This is a genomic window from Streptomyces sp. NPDC026515 (assembly GCF_055567595.1).
This window is the reverse complement of sequence record NZ_JBVHQD010000006.1, coordinates 363,672-384,617: the sequence shown is the minus strand read 5'-3', so window position 1 is coordinate 384,617 and position 20,946 is coordinate 363,672. Positions and strand designations below refer to the sequence as shown.

At 72.6% G+C, this 20,946-nt stretch carries 18 protein-coding genes; 13 read left to right on the top strand and 5 right to left on the bottom strand.

Going from position 1 to position 20,946, the window contains the following annotated elements; all coding sequences use genetic code 11:
* The first annotated feature begins 140 nt into the window (after positions 1–140).
* The 8 genes from ACZ4O3_RS14870 (at position 141) to ACZ4O3_RS14835 (ending at position 10,248) form a co-directional block, all read left to right on the top strand.
* A complete protein-coding gene (locus tag ACZ4O3_RS14870; RefSeq protein ID WP_467722349.1) occupies positions 141–935 on the top strand; it encodes a TIGR03084 family metal-binding protein in 795 nt (264 codons plus the stop codon).
* Positions 932–2,620, top strand: coding sequence for an acyclic terpene utilization AtuA family protein (locus tag ACZ4O3_RS14865; protein WP_467722348.1), 1,689 nt, complete (start codon positions 932–934; stop codon positions 2,618–2,620). The genes ACZ4O3_RS14870 and ACZ4O3_RS14865 overlap by 4 nt, the downstream gene beginning before the upstream one ends.
* Positions 2,617–4,215: an acyl-CoA carboxylase subunit beta gene (locus tag ACZ4O3_RS14860; RefSeq protein WP_467722347.1), complete on the top strand. Its 1,599-nt coding sequence runs from the start codon at positions 2,617–2,619 to the stop codon at positions 4,213–4,215. Before ACZ4O3_RS14865 ends, ACZ4O3_RS14860 begins: the two co-directional genes overlap by 4 nt.
* 8 nt (positions 4,216–4,223) lie before the next feature.
* Positions 4,224–6,065, top strand: coding sequence for an acetyl/propionyl/methylcrotonyl-CoA carboxylase subunit alpha (locus ACZ4O3_RS14855; RefSeq protein ID WP_467722346.1), 1,842 nt, complete (start codon positions 4,224–4,226; stop codon positions 6,063–6,065).
* Positions 6,066–6,147: 82 nt separating this feature from the next.
* Positions 6,148–7,314: an acyl-CoA dehydrogenase family protein gene (locus ACZ4O3_RS14850; RefSeq protein ID WP_467722345.1), complete on the top strand. Its 1,167-nt coding sequence runs from the start codon at positions 6,148–6,150 to the stop codon at positions 7,312–7,314.
* Between the two features lie 17 nt (positions 7,315–7,331).
* Positions 7,332–8,927 carry a 4-coumarate--CoA ligase family protein gene (locus ACZ4O3_RS14845; protein ID WP_467722344.1) on the top strand — a complete coding sequence of 532 codons (1,596 nt, stop codon included), beginning with the start codon at positions 7,332–7,334 and terminating at the stop codon, positions 8,925–8,927.
* On the top strand, positions 8,924–9,658 hold the full coding sequence (locus ACZ4O3_RS14840; RefSeq protein ID WP_362720714.1) for an enoyl-CoA hydratase family protein: 735 nt from the start codon (positions 8,924–8,926) through the stop codon (positions 9,656–9,658). The genes ACZ4O3_RS14845 and ACZ4O3_RS14840 overlap by 4 nt, the downstream gene beginning before the upstream one ends.
* Positions 9,646–10,248, top strand: a complete 603-nt coding sequence (locus ACZ4O3_RS14835; RefSeq protein ID WP_362720717.1) for a TetR/AcrR family transcriptional regulator — start codon at positions 9,646–9,648, stop codon at positions 10,246–10,248. Before ACZ4O3_RS14840 ends, ACZ4O3_RS14835 begins: the two co-directional genes overlap by 13 nt.
* Positions 10,249–10,339: 91 nt before the next feature.
* Here the strand turns inward: ACZ4O3_RS14835 and ACZ4O3_RS14830 are convergent, their stop codons facing one another.
* The gene (locus ACZ4O3_RS14830; protein ID WP_362720720.1) at positions 10,340–11,440 is read right to left on the bottom strand and encodes a citrate synthase 2; all 1,101 of its coding nucleotides are present in this window, start codon (positions 11,438–11,440) and stop codon (positions 10,340–10,342) included.
* A 132-nt stretch (positions 11,441–11,572) separates the two neighbouring features.
* Here ACZ4O3_RS14830 and pdxH point away from each other — a divergent pair, with 132 nt between their 5' ends.
* From pdxH to ACZ4O3_RS14815, 3 genes are all read left to right on the top strand, one after another.
* A complete protein-coding gene (gene pdxH, locus ACZ4O3_RS14825; protein WP_467722343.1) occupies positions 11,573–12,253 on the top strand; it encodes a pyridoxamine 5'-phosphate oxidase in 681 nt (226 codons plus the stop codon).
* 342 nt (positions 12,254–12,595) lie between these two features.
* Positions 12,596–13,045 carry a GNAT family N-acetyltransferase gene (locus ACZ4O3_RS14820; RefSeq protein ID WP_467722342.1) on the top strand — a complete coding sequence of 150 codons (450 nt, stop codon included), beginning with the start codon at positions 12,596–12,598 and terminating at the stop codon, positions 13,043–13,045.
* Positions 13,046–13,173: 128 nt separating this feature from the next.
* On the top strand, positions 13,174–14,589 hold the full coding sequence (locus tag ACZ4O3_RS14815; RefSeq protein ID WP_467722341.1) for a PAS domain S-box protein: 1,416 nt from the start codon (positions 13,174–13,176) through the stop codon (positions 14,587–14,589).
* Between the two features lie 7 nt (positions 14,590–14,596).
* Here ACZ4O3_RS14815 and ACZ4O3_RS14810 read toward each other — a convergent pair whose 3' ends face one another.
* Positions 14,597–15,352, bottom strand: coding sequence for an SIS domain-containing protein (locus tag ACZ4O3_RS14810; RefSeq protein ID WP_384987049.1), 756 nt, complete (start codon positions 15,350–15,352; stop codon positions 14,597–14,599).
* A gap of 238 nt (positions 15,353–15,590) precedes the next feature.
* Here ACZ4O3_RS14810 and ACZ4O3_RS14805 point away from each other — a divergent pair, with 238 nt between their 5' ends.
* The gene (locus ACZ4O3_RS14805; protein ID WP_351321325.1) at positions 15,591–16,283 is read left to right on the top strand and encodes a metal-dependent transcriptional regulator; all 693 of its coding nucleotides are present in this window, start codon (positions 15,591–15,593) and stop codon (positions 16,281–16,283) included.
* 515 nt (positions 16,284–16,798) lie between these two features.
* Positions 16,799–17,689 (top strand): alpha/beta fold hydrolase, encoded by an 891-nt coding sequence (locus tag ACZ4O3_RS14800; RefSeq protein WP_362729502.1) that lies wholly within the window; start codon positions 16,799–16,801, stop codon positions 17,687–17,689.
* Between the two features lie 9 nt (positions 17,690–17,698).
* On the opposite strand, the gene ACZ4O3_RS14795 is transcribed toward ACZ4O3_RS14800, so the two are convergent.
* The 3 genes from ACZ4O3_RS14795 to ACZ4O3_RS14785 all read right to left on the bottom strand — a co-directional run bounded on the left by ACZ4O3_RS14795 (position 17,699) and on the right by ACZ4O3_RS14785 (position 20,847).
* Positions 17,699–19,291 carry a transporter gene (locus ACZ4O3_RS14795; RefSeq protein ID WP_467722340.1) on the bottom strand — a complete coding sequence of 531 codons (1,593 nt, stop codon included), beginning with the start codon at positions 19,289–19,291 and terminating at the stop codon, positions 17,699–17,701.
* A complete protein-coding gene (locus ACZ4O3_RS14790; RefSeq protein WP_467722339.1) occupies positions 19,288–20,061 on the bottom strand; it encodes an ABC transporter ATP-binding protein in 774 nt (257 codons plus the stop codon). The genes ACZ4O3_RS14795 and ACZ4O3_RS14790 overlap by 4 nt, the downstream gene beginning before the upstream one ends.
* Positions 20,062–20,184: 123 nt before the next feature.
* Complete coding sequence (locus tag ACZ4O3_RS14785) at positions 20,185–20,847, bottom strand: bifunctional DNA primase/polymerase (protein WP_467722338.1); 663 nt, start codon at positions 20,845–20,847, stop codon at positions 20,185–20,187.
* Between the last annotated feature and the right edge of the window lie 99 nt (positions 20,848–20,946).

Genomic DNA, 20,946 nt, shown 5'->3' with positions numbered 1-20,946 from the left:
CCGCCACCGCGACGAGACGTCCCAAGGAATGCCCCAGGAACCGCCACGAACGCTCCACGGGGAAGCCCCGTCCGGCCGCGGACGGCAAATTCATGCAAGCGTGCTTGATTGTTTCCTGGGTCGCTGCCATGCTCCTCCCCATGTCCGAGCCGACGCCCGTCATCGACGACCTGCGTGAGGAGAGCACGGAACTCGACCGGCTGGTAGCCGGGTTGGGAACCGAGCAGTGGACTCTCGCCACCCCCGCGCCCCGCTGGACCATCGCCCACCAGATCGCCCACCTGTACTGGACCGACCGCGCGGCCCTGCTCGCCGTGACGGACGAGGACGGTTTCCGCGCGGAGGCCGAGAAGGCACTCGGCGCCCCCGACACCTTCGTCGACGAGGGTGCCGAGGACGGCGCCCGGCTCCCGCCCGCCGAACTGCTCTCCCGCTGGCGCGAGGGCCGCACGGCGCTGGACCGGGCCCTGCGGGAAGCCCCGCCCGGCACCCGCTTCCCCTGGTTCGGGCCACCCATGTCCGCCGCCTCCATGGCCACCGGCCGGCTCATGGAGACCTGGGCCCACGGCCAGGACATCGCCGACACCCTGGGTGTGGTCCGCACCCCCACCGCCCGGCTCGCACATGTGGTCCGCATCGGGGTACGGGCAAGGGACTTCGCCCACCTGGTCCACGGCCTCACTCCGCCCGCCGAGGAGTTCCGGGTGGAGATCACCGGCCCGGACGGCACGCTGTGGGCCTACGGCCCCGAGGACGCCCCGCAGCGCGTCACCGGTCCCGCGGTCGACTTCTGCCTCCTGGTCACCCAGCGCGCCCACCGGGCCGACCTCGCCGTGACCGCCGTCGGCGCCGACGCCGACCGCTGGCTCGACATCGCCCAGGCCTTCGCGGGCCCGCCCGGCGCCGGCCGCACCCCGAAGGAGGGCAGCGAGTGACCCTGCGCATAGGCAACGCCTCCGGCTTCTACGGCGACCGCTTCGACGCCCTGCGCGAGATGCTCACCGGCGGCGAACTCGACGTCCTCACCGGCGACTACCTCGCCGAGCTGACCATGCTCATCCTGGGCCGCGACCGGCTGAAGGACCCCGGCGCCGGATACGCCCGCACCTTCCTACGCCAGCTGGAGGACTGCCTGGGCCTCGCCCGGGAGAGCGGCGTAAGGATCGTCACCAACGCCGGCGGCCTCAATCCGGCCGGACTCGCCGACGCGGTGCGGCAACTGGCCGACCGGCTCGGCATCCCGGTACGCGTCGCCCACGTGGAGGGCGACGACCTCACCGCCGCCCACCCCGGCAGTCTCGCCGCCCACGCCTACCTCGGCGGCTTCGGGATCGCCGAGTGCCTGCGGGCCGGCGCCGACATCGTGGTCACCGGCCGGGTCACCGACGCCGCCCTCGTCACCGGCCCCGCCGCCGCCCACTTCGGCTGGGGGCCCGGGGAGTACGACCGGCTCGCGGGCGCCGTCGTCGCCGGACACGTCCTGGAGTGCGGAACCCAGGCCACCGGCGGCAACTACGCCTTCTTCGCGGAAGCCGGAGCGGCCGGCCGGGACCTGCGGCGGCCCGGCTTCCCGCTGGCCGAACTCCACGAGGACGGCAGCTGCGTCATCACCAAGCACCCCGGCACCGGCGGCCTCGTCGACGTGGGCACGGTGACCGCCCAGCTCCTGTACGAGACCGGCGGCGCCCGGTACGCGGGCCCCGACGTCACCGCCCGCCTCGACACCGTACGGCTGAGCGAGGACGGCCCGGACCGGGTGCGGATCGAGGGCGTGCGGGGCGAGGCGCCGCCCCCGGCCCTCAAGGTCGGCCGCAACCGGCTGGGCGGCTTCCGCAACGAGGTCGTCTTCGTCCTCACCGGCCTCGACATCGAGGCCAAGGCGGCCCTGGTGCGCGAGCAGATGGCCGAGGCCCTCGCCAAGTCGCCCCCGCAGGAGACGCGGTGGGAGCTGGTGCGCACCGACCGGCCCGACGCGGACACCGAGGAGACGGCCAGCGCGCTGCTGCGGCTCGTCGTACGGGACCGGGACCAGGAGGCCGTCGGCCGGGCGCTGAGCGGAGCCGCCGTGGAACTGGCGCTCGCCAGCTACCCCGGCTTTCACGTGCTCGCGCCACCCGGGAAGGGCGCGCCCTATGGGGTCTTCGAGGATGTGTACGTCCCACAGGGCGACGTGCCCCATGTGGCCGTCCTCCACGACGGGCGACGGATTCCCGTGCCGCCGGCCCGGGACACCCTCGTACTCCAGGATCCGCCGGAGCCGGCGCTGCCCGAGCCGCTGCCGGCCGGACCCGTCCGGCGGGCGCCCCTCGGGCTCGTCGCCGGGGCACGCAGCGGCGACAAGGGCGGTAACGCCAACGTCGGCGTGTGGGCGCGCTCGGACGAGGCATGGCGCTGGCTCGCGCACACCCTGACCGTCGACGCCTTCCGGCACCTGCTGCCCGAGAGCCGTGAGCTGGCCGTCACCCGGCACCTCCTGCCCAACCTGCGCGCCGTCAACTTCACCGTCGCGGGCATCCTCGGCCGGGGTGTGGCCGCCCGACACCGTTTCGATCCCCAGGCCAAGGCCCTCGGCGAATGGCTTCGCTCCCGCCACCTGGACATCCCGGAGGCCCTGCTGTGACGGTCATCGAGACCACGCTCGACACCCACCACCCCGACTACCGGGCGAACCGCGACACCATGCTCGCCAAGCTCGCCGACCTGGAGGCCGAGCACGCCAAGGCCCTCGCGGGCGGCGGCGAGAAGTACATCGCCCGGCACCGGGCGCGCGGCAAACTCCTCGCCCGCGAGCGCATCGAACTCCTCCTCGACCCCGACACCCCCTTCCTGGAACTGTCGCCGCTGGCCGCCTGGGGCAGCGAGTACGCGGTCGGCGCCTCGCTCGTCACCGGGATCGGCGTCGTCGAGGGCGTGGAGTGCCTGATCACCGCCAACGACCCGACCGTGCGCGGGGGGGCCAGCAACCCCTGGTCGCTGAAGAAGGCCCTGCGCGCCAACGACATCGCCCTCGCCAACCGGCTGCCCTGCATCAGCCTGGTCGAGTCCGGCGGCGCCGACCTGCCCTCGCAGAAGGAGATCTTCATCCCGGGCGGGGCCATCTTCCGCGACCTGACCCGGCTCTCGGCCGCCGGGATCCCGACCGTCGCCGTCGTCTTCGGCAACTCCACCGCGGGCGGCGCCTACATCCCCGGCATGTCCGACCACGTGATCATGGTCAAGGAGCGCGCGAAGGTCTTCCTCGGCGGACCGCCGCTCGTGAAGATGGCCACCGGCGAGGAGAGCGACGACGAGTCCCTGGGCGGCGCCGAGATGCACGCGCGCGTGTCGGGTCTCGCCGACTACTTCGCCGTCGACGAACCGGACGCGCTGCGGCAGGCACGCCGCGTGGTCGCCCGCCTCAACCACCGCAAGGCACACCGGGATCCGGGTCCGGCCGAGCCCCCCAAGTACTCCGCCGACGAACTCCTCGGCGTCGTCCCCGGCGACCTCAAGATCCCCTTCGACCCGCGCGAGGTGATCGCCCGGATCGTCGACGCCTCCGACTTCGACGAGTTCAAGCCGCTGTACGGCACCAGCCTGACGACCGGCTGGGCCACCCTGCACGGCTATCCCGTCGGCGTGCTGGCCAACGCCCAGGGCGTCCTGTTCTCCGCGGAGTCGCAGAAGGCCGCCCAGTTCATCCAGCTCGCCAACCAGCGCGACATCCCGCTCCTGTTCCTGCACAACACCACCGGCTACATGGTCGGCAAGGAGTACGAGCAGGGCGGGATCATCAAGCACGGCGCGATGATGATCAACGCGGTCAGCAACAGCCGCGTACCGCACCTGTCCGTCCTCATGGGCGCCTCCTACGGTGCCGGGCACTACGGCATGTGCGGCCGCGCCTACGACCCCCGTTTCCTGTTCGCCTGGCCCAGCGCCAAGTCGGCCGTCATGGGCCCGCAGCAGCTCGCCGGCGTCCTCTCGATCGTCGCCCGCCAGTCGGCCGCCGCGAAGGGACAGCCCTACGACGAGGACGGCGACGCCGCCCTGCGGGCCATGGTCGAGCAGCAGATCGAGTCCGAGTCGCTGCCGATGTTCCTGTCCGGGCGGCTGTACGACGACGGCGTCATCGACCCGCGCGACACCCGTACCGTCCTCGGCCTGTGCCTGTCCGCCCTCCACACCGCTCCCTACGAGGGCGCGCGGGGCGGCTTCGGCGTCTTCCGGATGTGAGGCATCACATGATTTCGACTCTGCTGGTCGCCAACCGGGGCGAGATCGCCTGCCGGATCTTCCGGACCTGCGCCGAACTCGGCATCAAGACCGTCGCCGTGCACTCGGACGCCGACGAGAACGCGTTGCACGCGCGCGTGGCCGACACCGCGGTACGGCTGCCGGGCGCCACGCCCGCGGACACCTATCTCCGCGGCGAGCTGGTGGTGAAGGCCGCCGTGAGCGCCGGCGCGGACGCCGTGCACCCCGGCTACGGCTTCCTGTCCGAGAACGCCGACTTCGCCCGTGCCGTCCTCGACGCCGGCCTGGTCTGGATCGGGCCGCCGCCGGAGGCGATCGAGGCGATGGCGTCCAAGACGCGCGCCAAGGAGTTGATGGGGATCGCGCCGCTCGGCGAGGTCACCGAGTCCGACCTGCCGGTGCTGGTGAAGGCGGCGGCGGGCGGCGGCGGGCGCGGGATGCGCGTCGTGCGGCGCCTCGACGAGCTGAGCGCCGCGCTGGAGGGCGCCAGCGCCGAGGCCGCCAGCGCCTTCGGCGACGGCGAGGTCTTCGTCGAGCCCTACATCGAACGCGGCCGCCACGTCGAGGTGCAGATCCTCGCCGACGCGCACGGCACCGTCTGGCCGCTGGGCACCCGCGACTGCTCACTCCAGCGCAGACACCAGAAGGTGATCGAGGAGGCGCCCGCGCCCGGTCTCCCCGAAGGGCTCACGAAGGAGCTGTACGCGCTGGCCGTACGCGCCGCCCGCGCCGTCTCCTACGTGGGCGCCGGCACCGTCGAGTTCCTCGTCGCCGGAACCGAGGCGTACTTCCTGGAGATGAACACCCGCCTCCAGGTGGAACACCCCGTGACCGAGGCCGTCTTCGGCCTCGACCTGGTCGCCGAACAGATCCGCGTCGCCGAGGGCCACGCCCTTGCGCCCGAAGCCCCGCACCCGCACGGCCACGCCGTCGAGGCGCGCCTGTACGCCGAGGACCCCGCCCGCGACTGGGCCCCGCAGACCGGCACCCTGCACCGCCTCGCCGTCCCCGGCAGCGTCCGCCTGGACACCGGCTACACCGACGGCGACGAGATCGGCGTGCACTACGACGCCATGCTCGCGAAGGCGGTCGCGCACGCCCCCACCCGTGCGGAGGCCCTGCGCAAACTGGCCCACGCCCTGGAACAGGCCACCCTGCACGGGCCCACCACCAACCGCGACCTCCTGGTCCGCTCCCTGCGCCACGAGGAGTTCACCGCGGCCCGCATGGACACGGGCTTCTACGACCGCGCCCTCACCACCCTCACAGCGCCCGCCGCCGACCCGTACGCCCCCCTCGCCGCCGCCCTGGCGGACGCCCACGGCCGCTCCCGCTTCGGCGGCTGGCGCAACGTCCACGCCCATCCGCAGACCAAGCGCTACCTGATGGCCGGCGAGGAGCACGAGGTCCACTACCGGCACACCCGCGAGGGCCTCACGGCGGACGGTGTGCGGGTCGTGCACGCCGGCGCGCGTCTGGTCGTACTCGACATCGACGGCGTGCACCGCAAGTTCGAGGTGTCGGCCTACGGAGGCCAGGTCCACGTCAACAGCACCGCCCTCACCGCCCTCCCGCGCTTCCCCGACCCGAAGGCCCAGCTGGCACCGGGTTCGCTGCTGGCCCCGATGCCGGGGACGGTCGTACGGATCGCGGAGGGGCTGGCGGAAGGCGCCTCGGTGGAGTCCGGACAGCCGCTGATGTGGCTGGAGGCGATGAAGATGCAGCACCAGATCACCGCCCCGGTCACCGGCACGCTGAGCGAGCTGCGCGTGGCGGTCGGGCGACAGGTGGAGCCCGGCGCCCTGCTGGCGGTGGTCCAAGCGCCCTAGGGCGCTGGGGGCACCCCCGGCCGAGGGCCGGGGGAGGAACTGCGCGAGCAACCACATACGACCCGCACGCGAAGGAGCCACGTTGACCAGCCAGATCGAAACAGACGAGCACAAGGCACTCCGCGAAGCGGTGGCCACCCTCGGCAAGAAGTACGGCCGCGACTACATCACCCGGACCGTCGCGGAGGGCCGCGCCCCCACCGAGCTCTGGCAGGAGGCCGGAAAACTCGGCTACCTCGGTGTCAACCTCCCCGAGGAGTACGGCGGCGGAGGCGGCGGCATCACGGATCTCTCCATCGTCCTCGAAGAGCTCGGCGCCGCAGGCTCCCCGCTCCTCATGCTCGTGGTCTCGCCCGCCATCTGCGGAACCGTCATCTCACGCTTCGGCACCGAGGAGCAGAAGCGGGCCTGGCTCCCGGGACTCTCCGACGGCTCCCGCCTGATGGCCTTCGGCATCACCGAACCCGACGCCGGCTCCAACTCCCACCGCATCACCACCACCGCCCGCCGCGACCCCGACACCGGCGACTGGCTGCTCACCGGCCGCAAGGTCTTCATCTCCGGCGTCGACATCGCCGACGCGGTCCTGATCGTCGGCCGCACCGAGGACGCCCGCACGGGACGGCTCAAGCCCTGCCTGTTCATCGTCCCCACCGACGCCGGGGGCTTCCACAAGCAGCCCATCGACATGGAACTGAGCGCCGCCGAGAAACAGTTCGAACTCGTCCTCGACGACGTACGGCTGCCCGCCGACGCGCTCGTCGGCGACGAGGACGCCGGCCTCCTGCAACTCTTCGCCGGACTCAACCCGGAGCGGATCATGACAGCCGCCTTCGCGATCGGCATGGGACGCTACGCGCTGTCCAAAGCCATCGAGTACGCGCGCGACCGCACCGTCTGGAAGACCCCCATCGGCGCCCACCAGGCCATCGCGCACCCCCTCGCCCAGGCGCACATCGACCTCGAACTGGCGCACCTGATGATGCAGAAAGCGGCCCACCTCTACGACGCCGGGGACGACATCGGCGCGGGCGAGGCCGCCAACATGGCCAAGTACGCGGCGGGCGAGGCGTGCGTACGCGCGGTCGACCAGTCCGTGCACACCCTCGGCGGCAACGGACTCACCCGGGAATTCGGGCTCGCCTCGTTGATAACAGCCGCGCGCGTGGCTCGTATTGCTCCGGTGAGCAGGGAGATGATTCTCAACTACGTCTCCCACCAGACCCTGGGCCTGCCCAAGTCGTACTAGGCCGCCTTGGAGGAACCGTGTTCCGCAGCGCGTACGCAGACGTTCCACCCGTAGAACTCCCCATCCACGAGGCCGTGCTGGGCCGGGCCGCCGCGTTCGGGAACACGCCCGCCCTGATCGACGGCACCGACGGCACCACCCTCAGCTACGAACAACTGGACCGGTTCCACCGCAGGATCGCCGCCGGACTCGCCGACGCAGGCGTCCGCAGGGGCGACGTACTCGCCCTGCACAGCCCCAACACGGTCGCCTACCCGACCGCGTTCTACGCGGCCACGCGCGCGGGTGCCGCCGTCACCACCGTGCACCCCCTCGCCACCCCCGAGGAGTTCGCAAAACAGCTCCGGGACTCCGCGGCCCGTTGGATCGTCACCGTCTCACCCCTGCTGGAGGCCGCCCGCCGGGCCGCCGAACTCGCCGGCGGCGTGGCGGAGATATTCGTCTGCGACAGCGCACCCGGACACCGCTCGCTGATCGACATGCTCGCCGGCGACGCCCCCGAACCACAGGTCGACATCGACCCCGCCGAGGACGTCGCCGCACTGCCGTACTCCTCCGGCACCACCGGCGTCCCCAAGGGCGTGATGCTCACCCACCGGCAGATCGCCACCAACCTCGCCCAGCTGGAACCCGCCGTCCCCACCGGCCCCGGCGACCGCATCCTCGCCGTCCTCCCGCTCTTCCACATCTACGGCCTCACCGCGCTCATGAACGCGCCCCTGCGCATGGGCGCCACCGTCGTCGTACTGCCCCGCTTCGACCTGGAGACCTTCCTCGCCGCCATCCAGAACCACCGCATCACCGGCCTGTACGTCGCCCCGCCGATCGTCCTCGCCCTCGCCAAGCACCCGCTGGTCGAGCAGTACGACCTGTCCTCCCTGAAGTACGTCATGAGCGCCGCGGCGCCCCTGGACGCCCGCCTGGCCGCCGCCTGCTCCGAGCGACTCGGCCTGCCGCCCGTCGGACAGGCCTACGGCATGACGGAGCTCTCACCCGGCACCCACGTCGTCCCGCTCGACGCCATGCACCACGCACCGCCCGGCACCGTCGGCAGGCTCATCGCCGGCACCGAGATGCGGATCGTCTCCCTCGACGACCCGCACAAGGACCTCGGCACCGACGAACCCGGCGAGATCCTCATCCGCGGCCCCCAGGTCATGAAGGGCTACCTCGGCCGCCCCGACGCCACCGCCGCGATGATCGACAGCGACGGCTGGCTGCACACCGGGGACGTCGGTCACGCCGACGCGGACGGCTGGCTGTTCGTCGTCGACCGGGTCAAGGAACTCATCAAGTACAAGGGCTTCCAGGTGGCCCCCGCCGAACTGGAGGCACTCCTGCTCACCCACCCCGGCATCGCCGACGCCGCCGTCATCGGCGCCTACAACGAGGACGGCAACGAGATCCCGCACGCCTTCGTCGTCCGCCAGCCCACCGCCACCGACCTCACCGAGAACGAGGCCATGCTGTACGTCGCCGAACGCGTCGCACCCTACAAACGCGTCCGCAAGGTCAGCTTCGTCGCCGGCGTGCCCCGCGCGGCCTCCGGGAAAATACTCCGCCGCGAACTGCGCGCGCTCGCGAAGGCCGCGGAACCCGAGGAGGGCTCATGACACTGATCGGACAGACACGCGAGCGTGCCGTCGCCACCCTCAGCCTCGACTCCGTGCCCACCCGCAACGCCCTGTCCGCCGCCCTCGTCGCCGAACTCGCCGAGGCCCTCACGGACTGTGCCAAGGACCCCGACGTCCGCGCGGTGGTCCTCACCCACACCGGGACGACCTTCTGCGCCGGCGCCGACCTGCGCGACCCGCCCCACCCCGACGCCCTCGTCCAGCTCCTGCGCCAGATCGTCGAGCTGCCGAAACCGGTCGTCGCCCGGATCTCCGGCCACGTACGCGCGGGCGGCCTCGGTCTCCTCGCCGCCTGCGACATCGCCGCCGCGTCCGCCGCGTCCACCTTCGCCTTCACCGAGGTGCGCATCGGCGTCGCCCCCGCGGTGATCTCCCTGACCCTCCTGCCGCGCGCCGACCCCCGCGTCCTGGCCCGCTACTACCTCACCGGGGAACGCTTCGGCCCGCCCGAGGCCGTCCGACTGGGCCTCCTCACCGCCGCGGCCGACGACGTGGACACGGCCCTCCAACCCGTCCTCGACGGACTGCGCCGCTCCGCCCCCGGGGCCCTGGCCGAGACGAAACAGCTGCTCACGGCTAGGGTGCTGGAGACATTCGACCGGGACGCGGCCACCCTGACCGCACTCTCGGCCCGGCTGTTCTCCTCCGAGCAGGCCCGCGAGGGGATGACTGCCTTCCTCGAACGACGGGACGCGGCGTGGGTGGTGTGAGTACGGCGGAACGCGCGCCGAAGCAGGACCGCAGCCGGGCCACCCGGCAACGGCTCCTGGAAGCCGCGGTGGCCTGCCTCGCCGAACACGGCTGGGCGGGCTCCACGGTCGCCGTCGTCGCCGAACGCGCGGGCGTCTCCCGGGGCGCCGCCCAGCACCACTTCCCCACCCGCGAGGACCTCTTCACGGCGGCCGTCGAATACGTCGCCGAGGAACGCTCCACCGCGATCCGGGGCCTCTTTCCCGATGGCGCCTCGGCCGACCGCACAGCCGTCGTCTCGGCCCTGGTCGACCTCTTCACCGGCCCGCTCTTCCGCGCCGCCCTCCACCTGTGGGTCGCCGCCTCCGACGAGGACCAGCTCCGCCCCCGCGTCACCGAACTGGAAGCCCGTGTCGGCCGCGAGACCCACCGCATCGCCGTGGACCTGCTGGGCGCCGACGAATCCCGCCCCGGCACCCGGGAGACGGTCCAGGGACTCCTGGACATGGCGAGAGGCCTCGGCCTCGCCAACCTCCTGACGGACGACAAGGCGAGACGGGAGCGGGTGGTGGCGCAGTGGGCGCGCCTCCTGGACGAGGCGCTGGACTGAAGAGCAGGGCCCGAAGGGCCGCTCTTCAGGGGCGCTGGGGGCACGCCCGGCCGAAGGCCGGGGGAGGAACCGCGCGACCGGCCCCCACGGCTCAGTGGGCGATGTCCGCGAACCCCTCGATGTCCTCCGGCTTCCTGACCCCCGGCCCCACGTACTCCGCCGACGGCCGCACCAGCCGCCCCGTCCGCTTCTGCTCAAGAATGTGCGCCGACCACCCGGCGGTGCGCGCACACGTGAACATCGACGTGAACATGTGCGCCGGCACCTCCGCGAAGTCCAGCATGATCGCCGCCCAGAACTCCACATTGGTGGCGAGCACACGATCCGGCCGACGGTTGTGGAGTTCCTCCAGCGCCGCCTTCTCCAACGCCTCCGCGATCTCGAACCGCGGCGCCCCCAGCTCCCGCGCCGTCCGCCGCAGCACCCGCGCCCGCGGATCCTCCGCCCGGTACACCCGGTGCCCGAACCCCATCAGCCGCTCGCCGCGGTCCAGCGCACCCTTGACGTAGGCCTCGGCGTCCCCGGTCCGCTCGATCTCCTCGATCATCCCGAGCACCCGGGACGGCGCGCCCCCGTGCAACGGCCCTGACATGGCCCCCACCGCACCCGACAGCGCGGCGGCGACGTCCGCGCCCGTGGAGGCGATGACCCGCGCGGTGAAGGTCGACGCGTTCATCCCGTGCTCGGCGGCCGACGTCCAGTACGCGTCCACGGCCGCCACATGCTTGGGATCCGGCTCCCCCCGCCAGCGGATCATGAACCGCTCCACCACCGAGTTCGCCTTGTCGATCTCCCGCTGCGGCACCATCGCAAGACCCTGCCCGCGGGCGGACTGGGCGACGTACGACAGCGCCATGACCGCGGCCCGCGCCAGGTCGTCCCGGGCCTGCTCCGCGTCGATGTCGAGGAGCGGCTTCAGCCCCCACACGGGGGCGAGCATGGCGAGCGCGGACTGGACGTCCACCCGGATGTCACCCGAATGGACCGGGATCGGGAAGGGCTCGGCGGGCGGCAGACCGGGATTGAAGGCGCCGTCGACCAGCAGCCCCCAGACGTTCCCGAACGAGACGTGCCCGACCAGATCCTCGATGTCGACGCCCCGGTACCGCAGAGCGCCCCCCTCCTTGTCCGGTTCGGCGATCTCCGTCTCGAACGCGACGACTCCTTCGAGCCCAGGTACGAAGTCGGACATGGGGCGGCTCCTCGGTGAGGTGTACGGCGGAGGCATCTGCACCATAACTCCGAGTGCCAGACTTGGGGAGCCCAGCGGCACTCAGTGCCACCGTGGGGTCTGCGCCACCTGGGGCCCGCCCCCCCTGTGCGCATGCGGCAGGATGACCGCGTGACCGACCGTGACCCCGCTGCGATGCGCCAGCACTACCGGGCCGAGGGCCTCGACGAGAACGACCTGCCCGCACACCCCATGGACCAGTTCACCCACTGGTTCGAACAGGCCGCGCGGGCCGCCGACGACGGCGTGATCTACGAACCCAACGCGATGGTCGTCTCCACCGCCGACGCCGACGGCCGCCCGAGCTCACGCACGGTCCTGATGAAGCGGTACGACGCCCAGGGCTTCGTCTTCTACACCAACTACGACTCCCGTAAGGCCCGGGACCTCGCCGCGAACCCGCATGTCTCGGTGCTCTTCCCCTGGCACGCCATGGCCCGCCAGGTCATCGTCACCGGCACCGCCCGCCGCACCGGCCGCGACGAGACGACCGCCTACTTCCGCACCCGCCCGCACGGCTCCCAGCTCGGCGCCTGGGCCAGCGCCCAGTCCTCGGTCATCCGGTCCCGCACCGAACTCGAGACCGCCTACGCAGACCTGAGCGCCCGCTACCCCGAGGGCGAACAGGTCCCGGTCCCGCCGCACTGGGGCGGCTTCCGCGTCGAACCCCGCACGATCGAGTTCTGGCAGGGCCGCCACAACCGGCTCCACGACCGCCTGCGCTACGTGGCCGCCCCCGACGGCACCTGGCACGTGGAACGCCTCAGCCCCTGACCCGGGAACGCAGACGACCCGCGAGCTCTGGTCCCTCCGCCTGCAGACGGAGAAGCCGGCCGGACGTACCGGCGAGCTCGCGGGTCGGGTGACTGCGTTGGATTGGCCGGCTGCGTACATCTCGTGCACGCGGGTCCGGCACCGCACTGGTGTGGTGACGGGCGCTAGCCCGCAGCCACCTCCGACGTCCGGTGTGCATACATGCTCCGAACCACCTCCTTTCCTCGGTACCCCACACCTTACGAAGCGGACCGGCGGTGCTCAAGGGATTTTCGGTGGATGCCGTGCCACCGGCCCAGCTAGCGTTTCCGCCCGGCCGGACGCCAGGAGAGGCGGGGACGCATGGGTGGGGACCTGAGGCTCGTCGTGGTGGGCGCGGACGACGCGGCGGCGTTGGAGGAGTGGCGGTATGCGCACAACCTCGTCGTGCCGCCGGCCGCGATGTCGGCCGAGGAGGCGCGGGAGCGGCTGGTGCGGGGGTATCGCCTGGAGAACGCGTACCTGGGGGACGTGCTCGTGGGGTGTTCGACCGTGCGGCCGGCGGCCGACGGGGCGGTGACGGTGATCGCGCGGGTGCTGCCGGGGTTTCGTCGGCGGGGGTTCGGCAAGGCGTTGTACGAGCGTGGGCTCGCGCACGCGCGTGGGCAGGGCGCCGAGGCCGTCGAGACGTGTGTGCTCGCGGTCAACGAGGACGGGCTGCGGTTCGCCGGACGACACGGGTTCGTCGAGGTGGAGCGGTATGTGCTCGACGGAGGGGACGATGAGTGGGTGGATCTTCGGCTCGGGTTGTGAGCGCCGGCTCGCAACGATTCCTTCAATCTTGCGGGAACACGGTGTGGGCTGCGTCACGTTCGAGTTGAATGAAGGGCAGCGGGAAACCGGCGCGCCGTGCGTGCGGACGCAGCCTGATGGGGGTCCAGGTGAGTGCTTCTCGGCGTAGTGGGACCACCGACGAGCTGGGGCCCGACGAGCCCGAGCCGGAGCCGGAGCGGGAAGGTCCGGAGGACTCGGGCGGGTCCGATCTGCTCGCCGCGCTCCTCGACGGCATGGACGCGGCCTTGTGCGCGTTCGACGTGGACGGCTTCGTCACGCACTGGAACCGCGAGGCCGAGCGGATCCTCGGGTGGACAGCGGCCGAGGCGGTGGGCCGGCACGGGTTCGCCGGGTGGGCGGTGCGCGAGGCCGACGCCGACGAGGTCGAGGGGCGGCTGCTGTCGGCCATGCACGCCCCGGGGCGCCAGGTGCACGAGTTCGCGCTGCTCACCAAGGACGGCGGGCGGGTGCTGGTGCGGACGCAGTCGGCGGCCGTGCGCGGCCCGGACGGGAAGCCGGCGGGCGTGTACTGCGCGTTCAGCGAGGTGCACACGCAGATCGACCTGGAGCGGTCGATCGCGCTGAGCGAGGCGCTCTTCGAGGACGCGGCCTGGGGCGTCGTGCTCGTGGACGCGGATCTGCGGCCCGCCGTCGTCAACGCGTACGCCGCGCGCGCGCTCGGGACCGGGCGTACGCCGGCACTGGGGCGCCCGCTCGGGGAACTGCTCGCGCAGGGCGTGGAGGACCTGGAGGGTGCGCTCACGCATGTGCTGGCCGAGGGCGCGCCGCCCGCGCCCGCCGAGATGTGGGTGAGTGTCCGGACGGCGGAGGGCGAGCAGCGGCGCTGCTGGCGGTCCGGGTTCCTGCGGCTGGCGTCGCCGCTCGCGGAGGAGCCGGTGCCGCTCGGGGTCGGCTGGCTCTTCCAGGACGTCACGGAGGCCAAGCAGGCCGAGCAGGAGGCGGCCATGCTGCGCTTCCGCGCCAACCAGCTGCATCGTGCGGGCCGCGCGGCCTGTGAGTGCGAGGACCCGGTGGAGGCGGCCGCCCTCCATCTGGACTTCGCGCTGGCCGGGTTCGCCGATCACGCGGTGGTCGACCGCGTGGTGGGCGGCGCCCGGGCGGACGGGGAGATCGGACCGGTACGGCTGGTGCGGATCGCGGCCACACCCTCCGGGGCGCCGGGGCCGAGCCTGCTCACGGGCGCGGCGGGGCTGCCGGTGCGCTACGAGGACGGGCATCCGGCGCTGCAGTGCGTGGCGCGCGCCGGAAGCGTGCGGGCGGACGCCGGGAACGTGCCGGCGGACCGCGCGCGGGAGTGGGCGCTGGAGCGGCAGTGGCCGGGGGACGCGGTGCACGCGTTGTGCGCGGTGCTGCGCAGCCGGGGCCGGACGCTGGGTGTGCTGACCTTCCTGCGCGCGTCGGGGCGCAGCCGCTTCGAGCGCGTGGACGCGACGTACGCCGAGGACGTGGCGGTGCGGATCGCCACGGCGCTGGATCTGGCCCAGCTGGCGAAGGAGCGCTAGCGGCGCCTCAGTGCTGGTAGAAGATCCGGTCGCGGTACTCCTCGAAGACGCGGGCGTTCCACTCGTGGCCCCCGTCGACGTTGCCGGAGCGCAGCAGCGGGGGTTCGATGCCGCGGTCGGCCAGGGTGGCCGCGGTGGTGGCCAGGACCGCCTGGAGCAGGGCGCTGGTGACGACCGTGGAGGCGGGCGCGAAGGGGGCCGGGATGGTGTCGAGGGTGAGCTCGGCGTCCCCGATGGCGATCTTCGAGTCGAGTACGACGTCGCAGTGGTCCTTGAGGTACGTGCCGGAGGAGTGCCGGGAGGCGGTCTGCGTCGCGTACGCCACGGAGGTCACGCCGACGACCTTGGCGCCGCGGGTGCGGGCGCTGACGGCCATCTCGACGGGCAGGGCGTTGCGGCCGGACAGGGAGATGATCACGAGGGCGTCGCCGGCGCGCAGGGGCGAGGTGTCGAGGACGGCGGTGGCGAGTCCGTCGACACGTTCCAGGCGGGAGCCGAGGGTCGCGGGCATCACGTCGACGCCGACCAGGCCGGGGGCGGCCAGCAGGTTCATGAGGGCGAGGCCGCCCGCGCGGTAGACGACGTCCTGGGCGGCGAGCGAGGAGTGCCCGGCGCCGAAGGCGAACAGCCGGCCGCCGGCCGCGACGGTGTCGGCGAGCAGGGTGCCGGCGGCGGTGATGGCCTCGGCCTCCTCGTCGCGGACGCGTTGCAGGAGTCCGATCGCGGCGTCGAAGAACAGGTCGGCGGGTGTGCCGTCGCTCATGCGGTGCCCCTTTGCGCGGTCGACGCCATGGTCCGTGTCACGGAAGTCTGTGTCGCGGATCACCCTCCGGTCTGGACCATCTCGGTGTCAATACGGCCGGGGCGGCAGCGGCGGGCCGATATGCCCGGCTCCTGTTTTCCCCGCGTCCCCCGCTTGTCAGTGGGATCCGGCAGAATTGGTGACAGGGCCAGCGCACGCACGCGGCCGGGCTTCCGGCAGAGGTAATCGAGGGGCACGTATGTCCGGACTGATCGACACCACGGAGATGTATCTCCGCACCATCCTCGAGCTCGAAGAGGAAGGCGTGGTCCCCATGCGCGCTCGCATCGCGGAGCGGCTCGACCAGAGCGGGCCGACGGTGAGCCAGACGGTGGCGCGGATGGAGCGGGACGGCCTGGTGTCCGTCGCCAGCGACCGCCATCTGGAGCTGACCGACGAGGGCCGTCGGCTGGCGACGCGCGTGATGCGCAAGCACCGGCTCGCCGAGTGCCTGCTGGTCGACGTGATCGGCCTGGAGTGGGAGCAGGTGCACGCCGAGGCGTGCCGCTGGGAGCACGTGATGAGCGAGGCGGTGGAGCGGCGGGTGCTGGAGCTGCTGCGGCACCCGACCGAGTCGCCGTACGGCAACCCGATCCCGGGCCTGGAGGAGCTGGGCGAGAAGGACGGCGCGGACCCGTTCCTCGACGAGGGCATGGTGTCGCTGGCCGACCTGGACCCGGGTGCGGACGGCAAGACCGTGGTCGTACGCCGGATCGGTGAGCCCATCCAGACCGACGCGCAGTTGATGTACACCCTGCGGCGGGCGGGTGTGCAGCCCGGTTCGGTGGTGAGCGTGACGGAGGCGGCCGGCGGGGTGCTGGTGGGCAGCGGCGGCGAGGCTGCCGAGCTGGAGGCGGACGTCGCCTCCCACGTGTTCGTCGCCAAGCGCTGACCGCGGGCGGACCGGAGGGGTTTTCAACTCCGGCTGTTCAGAAGGGAGTTGACGGCTCCTTCTGGTGGGCCCGCGGGGTCCGTCGAACGTGTCGAATCCAAGATTCAGTGCTCCGAATCGCAGCGCAGAGACGTTTCGCGTGCGAGGCTGTCGCGAGAGGCATATGACCTGAGGGGGGCGGGGAGGATGTGCCGAAGGCGTCGAAGCGGGCCTGGGGGTGGCCCCGGCACCTTTCGGTGCCGGGGCCTGTCCTCCCCAGAGCTGACCCGGAGCCCCGAGCTCCCAGGGTCATCCCCTCGGACCGTCTTCCCCGAGCGGTCCGCCCCCCGCAGAAGAAATCCCCCTGGTGGCGCCGATCATGCCTGGGGAGGGGTCACTCGAACGAGGGGTGTTGCCCACTGCGGCCCAATTTTCGAATAGGTATTCGATAGTCTGGCGGTACCGAAGCATCACGAAGCGCCGCAAGGCGCTACGAGGCGACAGCAGGCACGCGGAGCTAGGGGGGTGCCAGGCTCATGGCACGACGCATCGACGTGACAGGAGCCGGCGGCGTACACCTCGCCGCCTGGGAGTTCGCGGACCCGCCCAAGACGGAGGATTCGGCGCGGCCGCACGGTGACCGTTCCGCCCCGGACCGGTCGTTCCCCGGCGTGCTGTTACTGCACGGCCTGATGGGCCGTGCCTCGCACTGGGCCTCCACCGCCCGCTGGCTCTCCGAGCGGCACCGCGCCGTCGCACTCGACCAGCGCGGCCACGGCCAGAGCGACAAGCCCCCGCAGGCGGCGTACACCCGTGAGGCGTACGTCGAGGACGCCGCGGCCGCCATCGAGCAGCTGGACCTCGGCCCGGCCGTGCTCGTCGGCCATGCCATGGGCGCACTGACCGCCTGGCAGCTCGCCGCGAAGCGCCCCGAACTGGTCCGGGGCCTGGTCATCTGCGACATGCGGGCCTCCGCGCTGGGCGCGGCCTCGCAGCGCGAGTGGGCCGACTGGTTCAGGTCCTGGCCCCTCCCCTTCGCCACGCTCGCCGACGTGCGCAAGTGGTTCGGCGAGGACGATCCCTGGGTGGAGCGGCCGAACCCGGCACGCGGGGAGTTCTACGCCGAGGTGATGCACGAGCACACCGACGGCTGGCGGCCCGTGTTCGACCCCGACCAGATGCTGAAGTCCCGGGAGACCTGGGTGTACGACGCCCACTGGGAGGAACTGGCCCAGGTGCCGTGTCCCACGCTGGTCGTGCGCGGGGTGGACGGGGAACTGGGGCGGGCGGAGGCACAGGAGATGGTGCGGGTCCTCTCCAGGGGAGAGTACGCCGAGGTGGCCGAGGCGGGGCATCTGCTGCCGTACGACCGGCCGGAGGCCTGGCGGGCGGCTGTGGAGCCGTTTCTCGACCGGGTGGGGGAGTGAGGGGCGGCCCTAGCCCTTGCTGACAGCGGTCAGGATCTCCGGGAGACTGGCCGCCGTCCGCGGTGCCGCCGCACGTAGCCCCGCCCAGGTGACCGCCGCCCCGTAGGCCGCTCCCACCGGCAGCAGCACCCAGGTCCACTCCCGGCCCCCCGCGCTCACGTTCAGCGCGATCGTCAGGGTGATCACCGGGGCGCACAGCAGGGCCGCCGAGACCATGCCGCCGAAGATCGCGATCCAGGCCAGGCCGGCCTGCCCCGCGGCGACGTTCTTGTGGCCCTCCTGGGGGATGGAGTACGGGAAGCGCGCCGAGGTCCAGGCGCCGGTCGCCAGCATCGCACCGAGCAGGGCGAGGGACAGACCGAGCACCTCGGGCAGCCGGGGCCAGTCGCCCAGCATGGCCGTGGTCAGGACGGTCACCAGCGTCGCGTACGGCAGGGTGATCACCAGCAGCGCCAGCGCCCGCCCGCGCAGTTCGGCATAGGCGTCCCGCGGGGACGAGATGGTCAGCGCGACCATCCAGAAGGCGGAGGTGTCCTGTCCGAACTGGTTGTACATCTGGATGCCGAGCATCCCGGCGGCGAAGCACGCGAAGTAGATCGACCCGGTGCCCTGGAGGGCGTTGAAGACGGGCACGATCAGGCCGATGGCCAGCGAGGTCACCCACGCGGCCTTGGTCTTGGGGTCGCGCCAGACGTAGCGCAGGCTGCGCGCCATGACCGTCCCGGTGCGGCCGGCCGGCAGCAGGCGCCCCAGGACCGCGCCGTCGGAGGCACGGGTCCGGCCGGCCGGGTCGGGTGCCTGGAGCGTCGAGCCGTCCGGTGTGGTCATCAGCCGGGTCAGCGTCCGCGCCCAGGCACCGATCAGCAACGCCGACGCGACCGCGGTCAGGCCCAGTTGCGCGGCGGCCGTGCCGTACGACCCCTCGCTCGCCGAGTGCACCGCGCCGATCGCCGCGGCCGGCGGCAGCCAGCGCACCACGCCGGCCACCGGCGCGAGCTCTTCGAGCCCGGCCGAACCGAGGCTGCGGGCGCCGAAGTTGACCAGCTGCGCGCCGATCGCGATGACCAGCCCGCTCAGCACCGCCAGGTCACGGCCCTTGCGGCTGCTGAGCAGGCGTACGTTCGCGGCGGCCACGGCACGTGCGAGGGCCACGCAGACCAGCAGGGCGAGGGCCACGGCGACGACCGCGACGCCGTAGCCCGCCGGCCCGTACGCCACGGACACCGCGCAGCCCGCCAGCAGCATCAGCGAGAACAGCGGGCCGACGCCGACCAGCGAGGCGGTCAGCAGGGCCCGCACCAGCGGCCCGGGCCGCAGCGGGAGCATCACCAGGCGGGTCGGGTCCAGGGTCTCGTCGCCGCTCGGGAAGAACAGCGGCATCACCGTCCACCCCAGTGCCAGCACGGCCGTCGCCGGCACGGCAACGGCCTCCGCGTGCGGATGGCCGCGCAGCAGGATCAGGCCCAGCAGCTGCACCGCCCCGAACAGCAGCGCGAGCACCGTCGACACGACGAACGCGGCCCGCCGTCCGCCGGACTGCCGCAGTCCGTTGCGCAGCAGCGACAGCTTCAGCCGTACGACGGTGGCGGTCACGTCCGTCATCGGACCGCACCGCCGCCCAGCCAGTCCAGGTCCGACCCGGCGTCCCGGCCGCCGGCCCCGACCAGTTCGAGGAAGGCGGCCTGGAGGGTGCCGTGCGCCCCGCGCACGTCCTCCAGGGGGCCCGTCGCGCGGATCCGCCCGGCCGCCATCACCGCCACCCAGTCGCACAGCGACTCGACGAGTTCCATGACGTGGGAGGAGAAGACGACGGTCGCGCCGGAGGCCGTGTAGCGCTCCAGGACGCTCCGGATGGTCTGCGCGGACACCGGGTCGACCCCCTCGAACGGCTCGTCCAGGAAGAGGACCTCGGGGTTGTGGAGGAGAGCCGCCGCGAGCCCGATCTTCTTGCGCATGCCGGTCGAGTAGTCCACGACGAGCTTGTGCTGGGAGCCGGAGAGGTCGAGCACGTCCAGGAGCTGGGTGGCCCGCTTGTCGACCTCGGCGCCGGGCAGCCCGCGCAGCCGGCCGCTGTAGCCGAGCAGTTCACGTCCGGAGAGCCGCTCGAACAGCCGCAGCCCCTCGGGCAGTACGCCGATCCGGGCCTTCACCGCCACCGGGTCCCGCCACACGTCGTGGCCGACCACCTCGACGCTCCCCTGGTCCGGCCGGAGCAGCCCGGTCGCCATGGAGAGGGTGGTGGTCTTCCCGGCCCCGTTGGGCCCGACCAGCCCGACGAACTTCCCGGCGGGCAGCGACAGATCGATCCCGCCGACGGCCACCTGCTGCCCAAACCGCTTCCAGAGCCCACGAACACGAACGGCATCGGTCATGCCAGCACCCTACGGTGCGTGGACGCCCCCTTCAGGGGCGCGGGGAACCGCGCGGCCGGCCACCCCGCAGCCGCACCCGCGGCCGCACCGCCTCGACCACGGCACCCCGGCACCCCGTGGGCGCTACCTGTCCCGCCCGCACGCATAGGCCAGCGCCGAGATCAGCTCCTCCGCGTCCGGCAGCCACCGGTTCGCCGGTGTCGGCCGGCAGGCCCACTGCACCGCACCCCGAGAACCCAGCCGCGTCGGCGGCGCCGGCACGTACGCGCCCTCGCCCAGTGCCGTGAGGTCCAGTGACGCCGGTGCCCAGCCCAGCCTCCGCACCAGGTCGGCCACCTTCACCGCGCCGCCCGGCAGCACGAAGAACTGCATCCGCCCGTCCGGCGTGAGCGTCACCGGACCGAGCGTCAGCTCCATCCGTTCCATCCGGGCCAGCGCCAGGAAACCGGCCGTCTCCGTGACGGACAACGCGTCGAAGGTCCGCCCCGTCGGCAGCAGGATCGACGCGGTCGGCTGCTTCTGCCACATCCGGCGCGCCACCGTCGCGCTGCCGGTCGCGTGCGACGCCCAGTCCGGGCGCGCCGCGTGTGCGCCGGGCGCCGCGCACGCGGCCTCCCCGCAGGAACAGCACTGCACCCCCTGGACCGCTTCCAGCCAGGTGCCGGGGAAGACGTCCCAGTGGCGCTCCTCGGCGTAGCGTACGGCGGTCTCCAGCAGCGATTCCCCGCGCTGCTTCGGAATCTGAGCGGCTTCGGTGCCGACGATCGTCTCTTCCACGTTCATCACAACTCCCGCGTCCACCTGGAGTTACGGGCGTAGCGCGCGCGGGGGAGGAGCATCTTTTCCGCAACTGGGGCGCATGGATGCACGTGTGGGGGCGCGCAG